This window comes from Cellulomonas sp. URHB0016 (assembly GCF_054057935.1).
In genome coordinates this window covers 4,415,838-4,432,254 of the sequence record NZ_JBSRZU010000001.1, presented here as the reverse complement: position 1 = coordinate 4,432,254, position 16,417 = coordinate 4,415,838, and the positions used below count along the sequence as shown (strand labels likewise).

16 protein-coding genes are annotated in these 16,417 nt (G+C 73.8%); 3 read left to right on the top strand and 13 right to left on the bottom strand.

Features of this window, described 5'->3' with window-relative positions; all coding sequences use genetic code 11:
• Positions 1-352: 352 nt before the first annotated feature.
• The 11 genes from tyrS to argC form a co-directional block, all read right to left on the bottom strand.
• On the bottom strand, positions 353-1,615 hold the full coding sequence (tyrS, locus tag ACVW07_RS20300) for a tyrosine--tRNA ligase (protein ID WP_456820997.1): 1,263 nt from the start codon (positions 1,613-1,615) through the stop codon (positions 353-355).
• Positions 1,616-1,697: 82 nt separating this feature from the next.
• Entirely contained in the window at positions 1,698-2,405 is a 708-nt protein-coding gene (locus ACVW07_RS20295; RefSeq protein WP_456820996.1) for a DNA-3-methyladenine glycosylase, read from the bottom strand.
• 141 nt (positions 2,406-2,546) lie between these two features.
• Positions 2,547-3,143, bottom strand: a complete 597-nt coding sequence (locus ACVW07_RS20290) for a uridine kinase (RefSeq protein WP_456820995.1) — start codon at positions 3,141-3,143, stop codon at positions 2,547-2,549.
• 5 nt (positions 3,144-3,148) lie between these two features.
• Complete coding sequence (argH, locus tag ACVW07_RS20285; protein ID WP_456820994.1) at positions 3,149-4,570, bottom strand: argininosuccinate lyase; 1,422 nt, start codon at positions 4,568-4,570, stop codon at positions 3,149-3,151.
• Positions 4,563-5,801: an argininosuccinate synthase gene (locus tag ACVW07_RS20280; protein ID WP_456820993.1), complete on the bottom strand. Its 1,239-nt coding sequence runs from the start codon at positions 5,799-5,801 to the stop codon at positions 4,563-4,565. The genes argH and ACVW07_RS20280 overlap by 8 nt, the downstream gene beginning before the upstream one ends.
• Positions 5,802-5,831: 30 nt before the next feature.
• Positions 5,832-6,401: an arginine repressor gene (locus ACVW07_RS20275; RefSeq protein ID WP_456820992.1), complete on the bottom strand. Its 570-nt coding sequence runs from the start codon at positions 6,399-6,401 to the stop codon at positions 5,832-5,834.
• On the bottom strand, positions 6,398-7,336 hold the full coding sequence (gene argF / locus ACVW07_RS20270) for an ornithine carbamoyltransferase (RefSeq protein ID WP_456820991.1): 939 nt from the start codon (positions 7,334-7,336) through the stop codon (positions 6,398-6,400). The genes ACVW07_RS20275 and argF overlap by 4 nt, the downstream gene beginning before the upstream one ends.
• On the bottom strand, positions 7,333-8,631 hold the full coding sequence (locus tag ACVW07_RS20265; protein ID WP_456820990.1) for an acetylornithine transaminase: 1,299 nt from the start codon (positions 8,629-8,631) through the stop codon (positions 7,333-7,335). Before ACVW07_RS20265 ends, argF begins: the two co-directional genes overlap by 4 nt.
• Positions 8,628-9,614, bottom strand: coding sequence for an acetylglutamate kinase (gene argB, locus ACVW07_RS20260; protein WP_456820989.1), 987 nt, complete (start codon positions 9,612-9,614; stop codon positions 8,628-8,630). The genes ACVW07_RS20265 and argB overlap by 4 nt, the downstream gene beginning before the upstream one ends.
• Positions 9,611-10,816 (bottom strand): bifunctional glutamate N-acetyltransferase/amino-acid acetyltransferase ArgJ, encoded by a 1,206-nt coding sequence (gene argJ / locus ACVW07_RS20255; protein ID WP_456820988.1) that lies wholly within the window; start codon positions 10,814-10,816, stop codon positions 9,611-9,613. The genes argB and argJ overlap by 4 nt, the downstream gene beginning before the upstream one ends.
• 97 nt (positions 10,817-10,913) lie before the next feature.
• The gene (gene argC, locus ACVW07_RS20250) at positions 10,914-11,978 is read right to left on the bottom strand and encodes an N-acetyl-gamma-glutamyl-phosphate reductase (protein WP_456820987.1); all 1,065 of its coding nucleotides are present in this window, start codon (positions 11,976-11,978) and stop codon (positions 10,914-10,916) included.
• A gap of 82 nt (positions 11,979-12,060) precedes the next feature.
• Here argC and ACVW07_RS20245 point away from each other — a divergent pair, with 82 nt between their 5' ends.
• The 3 genes from ACVW07_RS20245 to ACVW07_RS20235 are packed head-to-tail and all read left to right on the top strand — an operon-like array spanning position 12,061 to position 14,311.
• The gene (locus ACVW07_RS20245; RefSeq protein ID WP_456821134.1) at positions 12,061-13,044 is read left to right on the top strand and encodes a quinone oxidoreductase family protein; all 984 of its coding nucleotides are present in this window, start codon (positions 12,061-12,063) and stop codon (positions 13,042-13,044) included.
• Positions 13,041-13,814 (top strand): DsbA family oxidoreductase, encoded by a 774-nt coding sequence (locus ACVW07_RS20240; protein ID WP_456820986.1) that lies wholly within the window; start codon positions 13,041-13,043, stop codon positions 13,812-13,814. Before ACVW07_RS20245 ends, ACVW07_RS20240 begins: the two co-directional genes overlap by 4 nt.
• Positions 13,811-14,311, top strand: a complete 501-nt coding sequence (locus tag ACVW07_RS20235) for a GNAT family N-acetyltransferase (RefSeq protein ID WP_456820985.1) — start codon at positions 13,811-13,813, stop codon at positions 14,309-14,311. Before ACVW07_RS20240 ends, ACVW07_RS20235 begins: the two co-directional genes overlap by 4 nt.
• 15 nt (positions 14,312-14,326) lie before the next feature.
• Here ACVW07_RS20235 and ACVW07_RS20230 read toward each other — a convergent pair whose 3' ends face one another.
• Positions 14,327-15,136: an FHA domain-containing protein gene (locus ACVW07_RS20230; RefSeq protein WP_456820984.1), complete on the bottom strand. Its 810-nt coding sequence runs from the start codon at positions 15,134-15,136 to the stop codon at positions 14,327-14,329.
• On the bottom strand, positions 15,133-16,410 hold the full coding sequence (locus ACVW07_RS20225; RefSeq protein WP_456820983.1) for a VWA domain-containing protein: 1,278 nt from the start codon (positions 16,408-16,410) through the stop codon (positions 15,133-15,135). The genes ACVW07_RS20230 and ACVW07_RS20225 overlap by 4 nt, the downstream gene beginning before the upstream one ends.
• Positions 16,411-16,417: the final 7 nt, after the last annotated feature.

Genomic DNA, 16,417 nt, shown 5'->3' with positions numbered 1-16,417 from the left:
CAGGCCTTCCGGCCTATCTTCGAGGCTTTGTCGTTCTCCATCGTAGCGGACTTTCTCAGCGCTTCCGTCCGGCCCTTTCGGGCGGCGGTTGCGGACCGAGGTCCGGACCCGAACCGTACCAGGGCGCACGAAGCGCCGAGATCCATGTTCGGGGGCGGCCACCCTCGGGACCAGCCACCCGGGTTCGTTCCCTGGTGTCTGTTCCTCCCTGCCGGGCGACATCGAGAACATTACGCGCGGCCTGCCTCGCGTGGCAAATCGGTGTGCAGTGACGCCGCTCACCGGGCCCCCGGGTCGCTGCTGACCTGCGCGAACGCGCCCGGACCGCCCTCGGTGGACGGCCCGGGCGCCGTCACGCCCCGGCGTCGACGACGGCGAGCGTGCGCTTGCCGCGCCGCAGGACCGCCCAGCGGCCGTGCAGGAGGTCGCCGGCGGACAGGACCGCGTCCTCGTGGGACACGCGGACGTTGTTGACCGACGCACCGCCCTCGCTGATGGCCCGACGGGCGGCGGCCTTGCTGGAGACGATCCCGGTCGCCGCCAACAGGTCGACGATCGGCACGCCGGCGCCGCCGGTCGCGAGAGGGAGCTCGGCGACCGCCGCGGCGAGCGTCGGCGCGTCGAGGTCGCCGAGCGAACCCCGCCCGAAGAGCGCCTGGCTGGCTGCGACGACCTTGTCGGCCGTCTCGGCACCGTGCACGAGCGCCGTCACGTCGTAGGCCAGCGTCCGTTGCGCCTCACGGGCGCCCGGCCGCTCTGCGACGGCCTCGGCCAGGGCGTCGATCTCGTCGCGCGTGCGGAACGTGAAGACCTTGAGGTAGCCGACCACGTCGGCGTCCTCGGCGTTGAGCCAGAACTGGAAGAAGGCGTACGGGCTGGTGAGGTCCGCGTCGAGCCACACCGTGCCGGACTCCGTCTTGCCGAACTTGGTGCCGTCCGCCTTGGTGATGAGCGGCGTCGTGAGCGCATGCACAGCGGTGCCCTCGACCTTGCGGACGAGCTCGACGCCGGAGAGCAGGTTGCCCCACTGGTCCGAGCCGCCCGTCTGCAGGCTCACGCCGTGCCGGCGGTGCAGCTCGAGGAAGTCCATCCCCTGCAGGATCTGGTAGCTGAACTCGGTGAAGCTGATGCCTTGGTCGCTGTTCAGGCGCCGGGCGACGGTGTCCTTCGCGAGCATCGTGCCGAGGCGGTAGTGCTTGCCCACGTCGCGCAGGAAGTCGATGGCCGACATGGGCGCGGTCCAGTCGAGGTTGTTCACCATCGTCGCGGCGTTCTCCCCGGAGAACAGGAGCAGCGGCTCGATCTGCCGCCGGATCCGCTCGACCCAGCCCGCCACGACGTCGTGCGAGTTGAGCGTGCGCTCGCCCGTCATCTTGGGGTCACCGATGAGGCCTGTCGCGCCACCGACCAGGGCGTACGGGCGGTGGCCCGCGTCCTGCAGGCGGCGGACGGTGAGGATCTGCACCAGGTTGCCGATGTGCAGGCTCGGGGCGGTCGGGTCGAAGCCGCAGTAGAGGGGGACGGAACCCGCCGAGAGGGCGGTCTGCAGGGCGGCACGGTCGGTGGTCTGCGCGACGAGGCCGCGCCACTCGAGCTCGTCGAGGATGTCGGTCACGAGTTCTCCAGGTCAGGTGCAAGGCAGGTACGGGGAGCCGCAAACGCGCGGGCAGTGACGGGCACCGCCGACGTCGTCGCCCTCACGGGGCGTCTACCGACGTCGGCCTCCGATACGCCGGTCGGTACGCGGACACCGTGCGCTCGTCTGTCAGCCAGTAGCGCCACGGGTAGTGCTGCGGGTCGCCGCCGTGCCCGGCCACGCCGACACGGGGGCCGGTCGCCAGCGTCGGCTGCATGGTGGACTGGTCGCGGTGCAGGACGACGTCGCCGCCGGCCTCGGTCAGGTCCGCGCCGTTCGCTGCCATGTCCAGGGCCAGGCACACGGCCAGGCGGGCAGGTCCGCGGGCGAGCTGGCGGAACGAGTCGACCACGCCCACACGCTCCCGCCGCCGCCAGGCGAGCTCCGCTCCCTCCACGACCTCTCCGGCCCGCAACAGCACCGCGGCCGGGCTCCCCGTCGGCTGGGCGACCACGTTCAGGCAGTGGTGCAGACCCAGGTGCCGGTAGACGTAGAGGCGGCCGGGCTCGGCGAACATGACCGCGTTGCGGGGGGTCCGGCCCCGGTGCGCGTGCGAGCCGGGGTCCTCGGACCCGCCGTACGCCTCGACCTCGGTGATGCGGACCGTCACCTCGCCCTCCTCGGACCGGGCGGTGACGTGGGCGCCGAGCAGGTCGCGTGCGACGGCGTGCACCTCGCGGCTGTACCAGACCCGGGCGGGCACGGAGACGAACGCGCGCGGGTCAGCCGGTCCAGGCGGACCCGTCGGGGATGCGGACGGCGTGCTCACCCGCTCATCCTGCCGCACGACGAGCGGGAACCTCGCTCGAGCGCGCGACGGCGGACGGCCGCCGGACCCGCGGAGCGGTGCCGGCCGCCGCGGTGGCAGGCCGGCTGGGCGCGGCGCGTCGACGTGCGGGCGGGTCAGGCCTTACGCCAGCGGCACGCCGAACGCGTCGAGGTGCACGTCGGCTCGCTCCCGGGTGCGCTCCCGGGCGAAGTGGGCGGCTTCGTCGAGCATCCACTGCTCCCACCGCGCTCGGGCGTCGGTGCCGTCCCGGGCCAGCCCGCGCGCGAGGCGCACAGGGTCGGGTGCCTCGACCCACACCCGGAGCACGGCGATCGGGTCGGCGAGGCGCTGGCCCGCGCCGCAGCCCTCGAGCACGAGGACGTCCGGCACCGGGACGTCGACCCAGCCGTCGAACCGTGACGCACTCCAGTCGTAGCGCTGGAACCGGCCCGGCAGGCCGCGGCGCAGCGGTTCGAGGACCTGGGCTGCGAGCCGGGGCCACAGCGAGCCGTCGAGCCCGGACCAGCCCTCGTACAGGTCGTCGAGGTGGACCACCTCGGCCACCCCGCCCGTGGCTCGAGCGGTCGCGACCAGGGCGGCGGCGGTCGTCGTCTTGCCGGAGCCCGCCGGCCCGTCGACGCAGACCAAGCGGACCGGGCCGAGCCGCGGCTGCCGGGACAGCGCACGGGCGACGAGGTCGTCCGTGACCCGCCGGGCAGCCGCGCTCGAGTCCGCCACCAACGTCAGGACGCCCAGGAACGCAGCTCGGTCGCCCGCGCGCGCGCCCGGTCCAGCTGCTCGGCGACACGTGCCGGAGCCGTTCCGCCGTACGCCGACCGGGAGGCCAGCGAGCCGGCGACCGTGAGCACCGACCTGACCTCCGGCGTGAGGTGTGCCGAGACCGCAGCAAGATCGTCGTCCGTGAGGTCCCACAGCTCGATCGCCGGCTCGTGCTCCTCGCACGCGCGGACGCAGGCGCCCGCGACCTCGTGCGCCACGCGGAACGGCACGCCCTCACGGACCAGCCACTCGGCGATGTCCGTCGCCAGCGAGAAGCCCTGCGGCGCCAGCGCGGCCATGCGGTCCGTGTCGAACGTCAGCGTCGCGACCATCCCCGCGAACGCCGGCAGCAGGACCGTGAGCTGGTCGACCTGGTCGAAGACCGGCTCCTTGTCCTCCTGCAGGTCGCGGTTGTACGCGAGCGGCAGGCCCTTGAGGGTGGTGAGAAGACCCGTGAGGTCGCCGACCAGACGGCCCGCCTTCCCGCGCGCGAGCTCGGCGATGTCCGGGTTCTTCTTCTGGGGCATGATGCTCGACCCCGTGGAGTAGGAGTCGTGGAGCCGGACGAAGCCGAACTCCTTGGTGGCCCAGAGGATGACCTCCTCCGCGAACCTCGAGACGTCGACCGCGGTCATCGCTGCGACGAAGGCGAACTCGGCCGCGACGTCACGGGACGCGGTGCCGTCGATCGAGTTCTCCACGGGGCCGTCGAAGCCCAGGTCGGTCGCCACCGCCGCCGGGTCCAGGCCCAGCGACGACCCGGCGAGGGCACCCGAGCCGTAGGGCGACAGCCCCGCCCGGGTGTCCCAGTCGACCCAGCGCTCGACGTCGCGCATCAGCGGCCAGGCGTGGGCGAGCAGGTGGTGCGCGAGCAGCACCGGCTGCGCGTGCTGGAGGTGGGTGCGCCCCGGCATCGGCGCGTCACCCGCGGCGTCGGCCTGCGCGACGAGCGCGTCGACCACGTCGAGGACCAGCCCGGCGAGCACGCGTGCCTGCGACCGCAGGTACATCCGCACGAGCGTGGCGATCTGGTCGTTGCGGGAGCGGCCTGCGCGCAGCTTGCCGCCGAGGTCGGCACCCGCGCGCTCGATGAGCCCTCTCTCCAGCGCCGTGTGCACGTCCTCGTCGTCGGGCGCCGGCCCGAACGCCCCCGACGCCACGTCCGTCCGCAGCCGCTCGAGCGCGTCGACCATGCCGTCGCGCTCCTGGTCCGTGAGCAGGCCGGCCGCGTGCAGCACGCGGGCGTGCGCGACCGAGCCGGAGATGTCGTGGTCCGCCAGACGCCAGTCGAAGTGCGTGGAGCGCGACAGCTCGGTGAGGGCCGCGGCCGGGCCGGAGGCGAACCGGCCGCCCCACAGCGCGAGCGGGCCGGACTCGTCAGCCACCGATCCCACCCTGCGTGCCGAGGTCGACCCCGTTGCCGAAACGCACGTCGCGCGCCGCGGCGAGCTTGGAGCTCAGGCCGTAGATCTCGATGAAGCCCTTGGCCGCGGACTGGTCGAACGAGTCGCCGGTGTCGTAGGTCGCAAGGTTGAAGTCGTACAGGCTGGCGTCCGAGCGGCGGCCCGTGACGGTCGCGCGGCCACCGTGCAGCACGATCCGCACATCGCCCGAGACGTAGCGCTGGGTGTCGGCGACGAACGTGTCGAGCGACTTCTTCAACGGCGAGAACCACTGGCCGTCGTAGACCAGCTCCGTCCACCGCTGCTCGACCGTCCGCTTGAACCGGGCCTGCTCGCGCTCGACCGTGACGTTCTCGAGCTCCTGGTGCGCGGCGATGAGGGCCACCGCACCCGGTGCCTCGTAGACCTCGCGGGACTTGATGCCGACGAGCCGGTCCTCGACGATGTCGATCCGGCCGACGCCCTGGGCACCCGCCCGGCGGTTCATCTCCTGGATGGCCTGCAACGGCGTCACGGGCACGCCGTCGAGCGCCACGGGGACGCCCTGCTCGAACGTGATGACGACCTCGTCGGCGACCGGCGGGAAGGTCGGGTCGTCCGTGTACGTGTAGACGTCCTTGGTGGGGCCGTTCCAGATGTCCTCGAGGAACCCCGTCTCGACCGCGCGGCCCCACACGTTCTGGTCGATGGAGAACGGGTTGTGCTTGGTGGTCTCGATCGGCAGCTGCTTGCGCGCCGCGAAGTCGATGGCCTTGTCGCGCGTCAGGGCGAGGTCGCGGACGGGCGCCAGGCACGTCAGGTCGGGGGCCAGCGACGTGATACCGACCTCGAAACGGACCTGGTCGTTCCCCTTGCCGGTGCAGCCGTGGGCCACCGTCGTCGCACCGAACTGGCGGGCCGCGCGGACCAGGTGCTTGACGATGACCGGCCGGGACAGCGCCGAGACGAGCGGGTAGCGGTCGAGGTACAGCGCGTTGGTCTGCAGCGCGGGCATGCAGTACTCGGTCGCGAACTCGTCGCGGGCGTCCGCGACGTACGCCTCGACGGCGCCGCAGTCGAGCGCCCGCTGACGGATGACCGACAGGTCCTCCCCGCCCTGGCCCACGTCGACGGCGACCGCGATCACCTCGGTGCCGGTGGCCTCGGCGATCCAGCCGATGCCGACAGAGGTGTCCAGGCCGCCGGAGTAGGCGAGGACGACGCGCTCAGTCATGGGGAGTTCTTCTTTCGTGGTGGTGGGTGGTCAGTCGGTGGTCCGGCCGGCGACGGCTCGGGCCGGCTCGGGACGGGGGTCGGTGGCGAGGGACAGGAACCGGGCGGCCAGGGCGGCGCCGGCGGTGCTGGGTCCCTCGTCGGCCTCACGGGCGATCACGAGGACCGTGTCGTCGCCCGCGATGGTCCCGAGGACCGCCGGCAGCACCGAGTGGTCGATCGCGGACGCGAGGAACTGCGCGGCCCCGGGCGGCGTGCGCAGGACGACGAGGTTGCCGGACGCCTCGGCGGTGACGAGCAGCTCGCCGCACAGCCGTGCGAGCCGGGCGGCGAGCATCTCCTGGTCGGGGCCCGCGACGGGGGCCCGCACACCGCCCTCGGCGGGCACGGCGTACGCCAGGGCGCCCGTCGGTGTGCGGATCTTCTCGGCGCGCAGCTCGACCAGGTCGCGCGAGAGCGTCGCCTGCGTGACCTGCACGCCCTCGGCCGCGAGCAGCTCGGCAAGCTGCTGCTGGGAGTGGACCTGGCCGCGGGTGAGCAGCGCGGTGACGAGGGCCTGCCGGGCCGCCTTCGTCGCCGGGACGGGGCTCGTGACGCTCACGACCGCTCCAGCAGGAACGACAGCAGCGCCTTCTGGGCGTGCAGGCGGAACTCCGCCTCGTCCCAGACGACCGACTGCGGGCCGTCGAGCACCTCGGCGGTGATCTCCTTGCCGCGGTACGCGGGCAGGCAGTGCAGGACGAGGGCGTCCGGAGCCGCCAGCGCCATGGCCGCCCCGTCCAGGCGGAACGGCACGAACGGGGTCTCCCGCTCCCCCGCCTCGTCCTCCTGGCCCATGCTGACCCAGGTGTCCGTCGCCACGGCGTCGGCACCCGCGACGGCCTCCTCGATGCTGTGCACCACGCGGACCGAGCCGCCCGTGCGCCCGGCCAGCGCCGCGGCGTCGGCCATGACCTGCGGGTCCGGGAGGTAGGCGGGCGGCGTGCCGATGCGCACGTGCATGCCCGCGTTCGCTCCTCCGAGCAGGTAGGAGTGCGCCATGTTGTTGGCCCCGTCGCCCACGTACGCGAGCGTCCTGCCGCTCAGGCGCCCGACCCCGCCGCGGTGCTGCGCGATCGTCGCGAGGTCCGCGAGGACCTGGCAGGGATGGAACTGGTCGGTGAGCGCGTTCACGACCGGCACACGGGAGACCGTGGCCATCTGCTCGAGGCGGGACTGCGCGTGGGTGCGCCAGACGATCGCCGCCACCTGCCGGTCGAGGACCCGCGCCGTGTCCGCGATGGACTCGCGCTTGCCGATGCCGGCGAGCTTGCCGTCGACGACGAGCGGGAAGCCGCCGAGCTCGGCGATGCCCGCGGTGAACGACACCTGGGTCCGCAGCGTGGGCTTGTCGAAGATCACCGCGACCGCCCGGGGGCCCGCCAGCGGCGAGCGGATGAACCGGTCGTCACGGAACGCGAGCGCGAGCTCGAGCACGGAGCGGAGCTCGGCCGGGGAGAGGTCGTCGTCGCGCAGGAAGTGCCGGGTCGCGCTCACGGCTGCACCGCCAGGTCGTGCGGGAGGCCCGCGAGGAAGTCGACGAACGTGCCTGCCTGCTCGTCGGTGAGGACGAACGGCGGCGCGAGCCGCACGGCGGTCGGCGTGCACGGGTTGACGATGAACCCCGCCTCGAGCGCTCGCCGTGCGACGTCGGCCGCGACCGGCGACGTGAGCTCGACGGCGATCAGGAGGCCCTCGCCGCGCACCTCCGCCACCAGCGGGCTCGCACCGGAGAGCCGCTCGCGCAGCCGTGCACCGAGGTCGGTGACGTGGGCGAGGAGCCCGTCGCGCTCGATGACCGACATGGTCGCGAGAGCGGCCACCGACGCCACCGGGTTGCCGCCGAACGTCGTGCCGTGCTGCCCGCGGCCCACGAGCGTGGCCACCGGTTCGCCGAGGGCGACGAGCGCGCCGACCGGGAAGCCGCCGCCGAGTCCCTTCGCGACCGTGACGACGTCGGGGACGATCCCGCCACCGAGGTGCGGGAGCTGGTGGGCGAACCACGCACCCGTGCGGCCCATCCCGGTCTGCACCTCGTCGAGCACGAGCAGCGCCCCGCTCTCCGCGGTGAGCCGGCGCGCCAGGGCGAGGTAACCAGGGGGCAGCGGGCGCACACCGGCCTCCCCCTGGATCGGCTCGACGAACAGGGCCGCGACCTGCTGCCCCGCACCGTCGGCGAACGCCGCCTCGAGCGCGTCGGTGTCACCGAACGGCAGGAACTCGACACCGCCCGGGAGCGGCTCGAACGGCTCGCGGTACGCGGCCTTCGACGTCAGCGCCAGGGCGCCCATCGTCCGGCCGTGGAACGCACCCTCGAGCGCGAGGATGCGCGGCCGGCCGGCGCCACCGTTGCGGCGCGCGAGCTTGAAGGCCGCCTCGTTCGCCTCGGTGCCCGAGTTGGTGAGGAACACGCGTGAGCCGGCAGGGGCGCGGACGAGCGCGAGCAGACGCTCGGCGAACGCGATCTGCACCGGGCTGGCGAAGAAGTTCGAGACGTGGCCCAGCGTGCCGAGCTGGGCGCTGATCGCCGCCGTCAAGGTCGGGTGCGCGTGACCCAGCGAGTTGACGGCGATGCCCCCGAGCAGGTCGAGGTAGCGCTCCCCGTCGGCGTCCCACACGTACGGGCCCTCGCCACGGACCAGGACGCGCTGCGGCGCCCCGAACGTGTCCATCAGCGCGTGCGTGTACCGGTCGGTCCACTCGGCGACGGAACCCTCCGTCGCCGGCACCGGAAGGTTGGCGTCCGGTACGGACGGGGCCCGGTGCCGGGCTCCTGCGACGTCGGCGGTCATGCGGTCACCTCGTGGCTGGGGGTGGCGTGCGGCACGACGGGCACCGGGGCCGTGAACGGGGCGCCGGCAGGCTCCTCGTCGGGCAGCACCATCGTGCCGATGCCGTCGGACGTGAAGACCTCGACGAGGATCGAGTGGGGGGCCCGTCCGTCGATGACGTGGGCGCGGCCCACGCCACCCTCGACGGCCCGCCAGCAGGCCTCCATCTTCGGCCGCATGCCCGAGTCGAGGCCGGGCAGCAGCTCAGCGAGCGCGCTGGCCCGCAGGCGCCGCACCAGCGACGTCCTGTCCGGCCAGCTCGTGTACAGGCCCTCGACGTCCGTGAGGACGATGAGCTTGCGGGCGCCGAGCGCCACCGCGAGCGCCGCGGCGGCGGTGTCGGCGTTGACGTTGAGCACCTGGGTGGGGTCGTCGATGTCGGGCGCGACGGTGGACACGACGGGGATCCGGCCGGCGTCCAGCAGGTCGAGGACCGCACCCGGGTTGACCTTGACCACGTCGCCAACGAGTCCCACGTCGACCGGCTGCCCGTCGACGAACGCCTCGCGCCGGCGCGCCTGGAACAGCGCGCCGTCCTCGCCCGAGAGCCCGACGGCGTGCGGGCCGTGCGCGTTGAGGAGCCCGACGAGCTCGCGCGACACCTGGCCCGTGAGCACCATGCGGACCACGTCCATGGCCTCGGGCGTCGTGACGCGCAGCCCTCCGCGGAACTCCGACTGGATGCCGAGCCGGTCGAGCATCGCGTTGATCTGCGGACCGCCGCCGTGCACGACGACGGGCCGCAGCCCCACCTGGCGCAGGAACACCATGTCCTCGGCGAACGCACGCTTGAGGTCGTCGTCGATCATGGCGTTGCCGCCGTACTTCACCACCACGAGCGCGCCCGAGAACTTCTGCAGCCACGGCAGGGCCTCGACGAGCACGTGGGCCTTCTGGTCGGGGCGCAGGTCGGTCCGGGTGTCGAACACGAAGTCGTCGCTCACGTGGAGTACTCGCTGTTCTCGGTGACGTAGGCGTGCGTGAGGTCGTTGGTCCAGACGGTCACGACCTCCCCGCCCGCCTTGAGGTCGACGAGGACCTGCACGAGCCGGTTGGCGGCGAGGTCCACCTCGGAGCGGGGCGCGTGCGCGGCACCGTCCTTGCACACCAGGACGCTGTTGATCGACACGTCGAGGGTCGCGGGGTCGAACGCCGCGACCGACTCCGGGACCGTCCCGACCTGGGCGAGCACACGACCCCAGTTCGGGTCGTTGCCGTACACCGCGGCCTTGAACAGGTTGGAGCGGGTGACCGCGCGGGCGACCGCGAGCGCGGCGTCCTCGGTCTCGGCCCCCATGACGGTGACGGCGATGTCGTGGGTCGCACCCTCGGCGTCCGCGATGAGCTGGCGGGCGAGGTCTCCGCAGACCGCCGTGAGGCCCGCGACGAACCCCTCGGGGTCGGGCGCCGCACCGCTCGCACCGGAGGCCAGCAGGACGACCGTGTCGGAGGTGGACATGCACCCGTCGGAGTCGATGCGGTCGAACGTCTGCCGGGTCGCGGTGCGCAGCGCGCGCTCGGCGGTCTCCGCGTCGACGACCGCGTCCGTGGTGAGGACGCAGAGCATCGTCGCGAGAGCGGGGGCCAGCATGCCGGCGCCCTTGGCCATGCCGCCCACGGTCCACGTGCCGAAGTCCCCGTCGACCGTGAGGTGGGCGGTCTTCGGGACGGAGTCCGTCGTCATGATCGCGACGGCCGCGTCCGGCCCGCCGTCGTCGCTGAGCGCGGCCGCGGCCAGGTCCACGCCGTCGAGGAGGAGCTGTCGCGGGAGGCGCTCGCCGATCAGCCCGGTGGATGCCACGACCACGTCACCGGCGGACACGCCGAGCGCCAGCCCGACCCGTTCAGCCGTCGCGTGCGAGTCCTGGAAGCCCTCCGGCCCGGCGAACACGTTGGCCCCGCCCGAGTTCAGCACCACGGCACGGACCACGTGGTCCTGCACGACCTGGCGGGACCAGACGACCGGCGCCCCGACGACCCGGTTGGTGGTGAAGACCGCGGCGCCGACATCGAGCGGTCCCTCGTTCACGACGAGGGCGAGGTCCCGGCGGCCCGAGGGCTTGAGCCCCGCGGTCACACCGGCGGCGACGAACCCCGCAGGGGCGGTGACCCCCGGGGACGGGAGCTCTTGGGTCTGGTCGATCACGGCGTCTCCTCGGTCGTGGTGGTCGGACGGGCACCAGCCTGCTGGTCGTGTGCTCGTCGAGCGCGCCGGAGCGCCGCCGGGTCGGCGGCGAGGGCGCTCACGGGGCCACCCCGTCCAGTGGGAGGCCGAGGGTCTCGGGAAGCCCGAGTGCCACGTTGAGGGACTGCAGGGCGCCGCCGGCGGTCCCCTTCACGAGGTTGTCGATCGCGGTGACGGTGACGACACGGCCGGCCCGGTGGTCCACCGCGACCTGCACCAACGCCGTGTTGGCGCCCAGCGTCGACGCGGTCGTCGGCCACTGGCCCTCAGGCAGGAGGTGGACGAACGGCTCGTCGGCGTAGGTGTGCTCCCAGGCCGCCCGGACCGCGGCGGGGTCGACTCCTTCGACGAGCCGCGCCGTGGCGGTCGCGAGGATGCCGCGGGCCATGGGGACGAGCGTCGGCGTGAACGAGATGGTCACGGCCGGGGCACCGGCGGAACGCAGGTTCTGTGCGATCTCCGGGATGTGCCGGTGGCTGCCGCCGACCGCGTAGGGCTGGGCCGCACCGAGGCCCTCCGCGGCGAGCAGGTGGGTCTTGAGGGAGCGGCCCGCCCCGGAGTAGCCGTTGGCCAGGACCGCGACGAGATCGACGGGATCGACGAGACCCGCGGCGACGCCCGGCTGCAGGCCGAGGGTCACCGCCGTCACGTTGCAGCCCGGCACGGCGATCCGGGTGGCGCCCGCGAGCTGGTCCCGGTGCGCGGCGGCGACCGTCTCCCCCGCCGTCAGCAGCTCGGGCAGCCCGTACGGCCAGGTGCCCGCGTGCGGGGTGCCGTAGAACTCTTCCCATGCGGCCGGGTCGACGAGCCGGTGGTCGGCCCCGAGGTCGACGACGACCGCGTGGTCGCCGCGTGCGGCGAGCTCGGCCGCGACTGCGCCGCTCGCCCCGTGCGGCAGCGCGAGGACCACGACGTCGTGCCCGGCGAGGGCGTCGACGTCCGTCCTGTCGAGCACGCGGTCCGCGAGCGAGCGCAGGTGCGGCGCGTGCTCGCCGAGGCGGGTGCCCGCGTTGGAGTGCGCGGTGACGGAGCCGATGCGGGCCTCGGGGTGGGCCAGCAGGAGGCGGAGCATCTCTCCCCCGGCATAGCCGGAGGCACCGGCGACCGCGACCGTGAACGTCATGTGCATGACCATACACGGTGGTGCAGAAGGATGCGACGAGGATATCGGGATGACACAGGGCCTGTGCGTCGTTGCGTCCGACGTGCGCGCCATCATCGCCACCGCCGCGGGCGGTCCCGAGGTCCTGCAGGTCACCGACGCCGCCGACCCCCGGCCCGGCCCGGACGAGGTGCTGGTCCGCGTCGCCGCGGCGGGTGTCAACTTCATCGACACCTACCGACGGTCCGGCACCTACCCGATGACGTTCCCGCACGTCGTCGGGTCCGAGGGTGCGGGAGAGGTCGTCGAGATCGGCTCGGAGGTCACCACGGTGGCGGTCGGTGACCGCATCGCCTGGTCGTCGGCCCCCGGCTCCTATGCGGAGCTCGTGGTCGTGCGCGAGGACGCGGCCCTCCCCGTCCCGGAGGGCGTGGGCGACGAGGTCGCCGCGGCCCTCCCGCTCCAAGGGCTCACCGCGCACTACCTCGTCACCTCCACGTTCCCGGTCGGCGTCGGGCACGACGTGCTGGTGCACGCGGCCGCCGGTGGAGTCGGCCTCCTGCTGACCCAGCTCGCCGCCCAGCGCGGGGCGCGCGTGATCGCCACCGTCGGGAGCACGGACAAGGAACGGCTCGCCCGGGCGGCCGGCGCCGCGGCCGTCATCCGGTACCGCGAGCTCGCGGACCTCACCGCCGACCTGCCCGCCGAGGTCCGCGCCCTCACCGGTGGTCGTGGCGTCGACGTCGTCTACGACTCCGTGGGCAAGGACACGTTCGACGCGTCGCTCGCCTCCGTGGCCCGGCGAGGAATGCTGGTGCTGTTCGGGGCCTCCTCCGGGCCCGTCCCGCCGTTCGACGCGCAGCGGCTCAACGCCGCCGGGTCCGTGTTCCTCACCCGCCCCAAGCTCGACGACCACACCGCCACCCGCGACGAGCTCGTGTGGCGCTCGACCGAGCTCCTCGAGGCGGTCCGCGCCGGGACGCTCGACGTCCGCGTCGGCGCCACCTACCCGCTGGCCGAGGCGGCCGACGCCCACCGCGCGCTCGAGGGGCGCGCCACCACCGGAAAGGTCCTGCTCCTCCCGTGACGACTCCTGCCACTCCCCCTGTCACGCTCGCCCCGACCCGCACGCTGCGGGTCGAGGTGTGGTCCGACATCGCGTGCCCCTGGTGCTACATCGGCAAGCGCCGGTTCGCCGCCGCGCTCGACGCGTTCCGGCATCGCGAGCACGTGGAGGTGACCTGGCGCTCGTACGAGCTGTCCCCGGGCACGCCCGCCGGGCCGGGCCGCCCGGAGATCGACGCCCTCGTCGAGCACAAGGGCCTGCCCCGTGACCAGGTGCGGAAGATGTTCGCGCACGTCGCGACCGTCGCCGCGGGCGAGGGCCTGACGTTCGACTTCGACCGGGCGCTCGCCGCCAACACCTTCGACGGCCACCGGCTGCTGCACGTGGCCCGCGAGGTCGGCGGGGCGGCGCTCGCCGAGACGTTCGTCGAGGCGGTCTTCGACGCGCACTTCGCGCAGGGTGCCGATCTCGGTGACCACGAGACGCTCGTGCGGCTCGCACGCGAGACCGGCTTCGCGGCTGCCGGGCTCGACGACGCGGCCGTGCGCGACGTGCTCGCCGGTGACCGGGCTGCGGACGCGGTGCGGCGCGACGAGGCCGAGGCCCGGGCGCTCGGCGTCAGCGGCGTGCCCTTCTTCGTCGTCGACCGCCGGGTCGCCGTGTCCGGCGCGCAGCCCGCCGAGGTGTTCTCGCAGCTGCTCGAGGCCGGTTGGCGCGAGGCGAACCCGCTCGCCGTGCTCGCCGGCGACCCCGAGGCCGCCGCGTGCACCGACGACAGCTGCGCGGTGTGAGCACCCCGCTGCGGGCCGTCGCGGCCGGCGACGTGCCGGCGCTGGCCGCTCTCAACGACGCCGCCGTCCCCGCGGTCAACGGGCTCGGGGTCGACGGGCTCGCCGCCCACGTGCCGGCGTGCGACCTCGCCCTGGTCGCCGACGGCGACGACGGCCCGCTCGGCTTCCTGCTCGCGCTCGCACCGGGCGCCGGGTACACCAGCGAGAACTACCGGTGGTTCGCCGAGCACGTCCCCGGGTCGCTGTACGTGGACCGCGTCGTCGTCGCACCGCACGCCCACGGGCGCGGCATCGGGAGGATGCTCTACGCCGCCGTCGACGACCGGGCGCGCGAGCTCGGGCTCACGACGGTCACCTGCGAGGTGAACCTCGAACCGCCCAACCCGGGCTCGCTCGCCTTCCACAGCCGGCTCGGGTTCGCGCAGGTCGGCGAGCAGGCCACCAAGGGCGGCACCGTCCGCGTCGCCCTGCTCGCCAGGACGCTGCCCCGGGCCTGACCGGCGCCCTGGTGGTCACACCTCGCCCGGCAGCGCCTTGCGGATGACGATCCGGGTCCATGCGCCGACGTACAGCCGGTCCCCGTCCTGGAGCTCACGGCGCTGACCGCTCGGGATCGGCTGCGTCGGGATCGGGTCCCCCACCCGGCTGACGTACGTACCGTTCGACGAGTCGAGGTCCTCGACCCACCAGCGCTGGCCGTCCGTGTTCAGCTGGCACTGCCGGCGCGACACGCCCGAGTCCGCCCCGCAGTCGACCTTCGGGTGGATGTTGCGGGACACCGACGGGCGCCCGACGAGGACGCTGCGCTCACGCAGCGGGACCAGTGCGGGGGGTCCGGGAGACGGGATCGGGTCCTCGGGCTTCTGCACGGCGTACCAGTCGGGGTCGACCCAGATCTCGGCGACCCACTCGTCCGGCCCGGCGGGCGGCGGGGTGTCGAGGCCCGTCGGGGCGAGGGCGTTCGGCGTCTGGCCGGACGGGTCGGGAGCCGACGTCGACACGAGCGCCGGGGTGGGAGCGGGCGCCGGGGTCGGGTCCGGGGCCGACAGGCCCAGGGCTGACGGGACCGTCGAAGGGGCCCCGGACGTGCTCGCGACAGGCGTCGACGCCACCGGCAGGGATCCCGTCGTGAAGTCATAGCCGCAGTTCTCGCAGAACAACGCACCCGCGGCCGCCGGGAAGCCGCAGTGGGCGCAGGTGCTGGGCTCCGCCGCTGCGGGCGGCGCGGGTGCTGCGGCGGCCGCGACGATGGGCGTCCCGCACACGTCGCAGTAGTCGGTCGAGTCCGACGTGTGGCCCTGCGGGCACCGGACGGGGCTCACCGGCGCACCCTGGTCGTCTTCGTCGACGCCGTGTCCAGCGCCATCTCGTCGAGCTTGGCCGCGTTGCGCTTGAGCCGCACGGTGCCCTGCTCCTCGTCGTCGATCTCCACCACGCGTCGCAGGCGCGAGGTCGCCTCGTCGTTGCCCGTCTGCTGCGCGAGCTGGACGGCGCGCCCGAGCTTCACCGTCGCCGTCGCCTCGTCGCCCGCGGCCTTGGCGGCGAGCCCTTCCTGGATGACGGACGCGAGCTCGGCCTGGCCCGTGTAGTGGGCGACCTCCGGGTTGATGCGCGCGGAGAGCGCGTCGTCGTCGGTCCACCGGGCCTTGACCAGGCCCGACGTGAGGACCTCTCCCCCGACGGCGACCTGCACCCGTGCCGCGAGCTGTTCCGAGCCGACGGGCTTGGACGCCACCCGCACCGCCACGTGGTAGTCCCGCGACTCGTCACCCCAGGACCCGGTCGGGTACGCCCCCGTGAGCGCGTTGACCTCCGTACGGCGCGTCGTGAGGTCCTCGACGGTGGGCGCGACCTGCCGCACGAACAGGACCTGCGCCCCCTGCGGCGCCCAGACCCGCAGCTCGGCGGACGCCACCCCGCGGGCCATCGACGTCTGCACGATCTTGCGGAAGTCCTCGGCGATGTCGGCCGGGTCCGCGATCAGGTCGACCGTGCCGAGCAGCGCCGTCGAGATCTCCCGCAGCTCGTCGACCTCCCAGTGCTCCCCGACACCGCGCGCGTCGCACTGGAAGTGACCGGTGAGGTCCCGGACCGCGCGCGACAGCTCCGTGCGTGCCTCCGACTCGTTCTTCCCGTCGGTGAGCAGCACGGCGTGCCGCTGGGCGACCTGCGGAACGGTGGCGAAGATGATGTCCGCGAGGCGCAGCCAGGTGCTCATCGCCGTGCCGCCCGACGACCGGATGCCGGCGATCGCCTGCTTCGCGTCGTGGCGGGAGCGGTCGTCCAGAGGCACCATCGCGACCGCCCAGCTCGGCGGCGGGAAGACCCGCTGCGCGACGTGGCTGCCGCCGACGACCGCCACGAACGTCCCGTCCGGGATCTGGTCGATCGCGACCTGCGCCGCGCGCTTCGCCGCCGCCAGGTTCGCACCCTCCATCGAGCCCGACGTGTCGATGATGACGATCTCCGCGACCGCCCCCTGCGCGGCACCCGCCGGGCCGGCGCCCGAGGCGGCGACCGTGACGATCGCGTGCACGTCGGTGGCACCGTCGGACAGGAACTCGTTCTGGAAGACCTCGGTGCGGAACTCGGCCACGGTGGCT

What these genes read in the sequence shown, in the direction of transcription:
- ACVW07_RS20280 (WP_456820993.1), bottom strand. Translation starts at nt 5,801, where the DNA reads ATGACTGAGCGCGTCGTCCTCGCCTACTCCGGCGGCCTGGACACCTCT.
- ACVW07_RS20265 (WP_456820990.1), bottom strand. Translation starts at nt 8,631, where the DNA reads ATGACCGCCGACGTCGCAGGAGCCCGGCACCGGGCCCCGTCCGTACCG.
- argC (WP_456820987.1), bottom strand. Translation starts at nt 11,978, where the DNA reads ATGACGTTCACGGTCGCGGTCGCCGGTGCCTCCGGCTATGCCGGGGGA.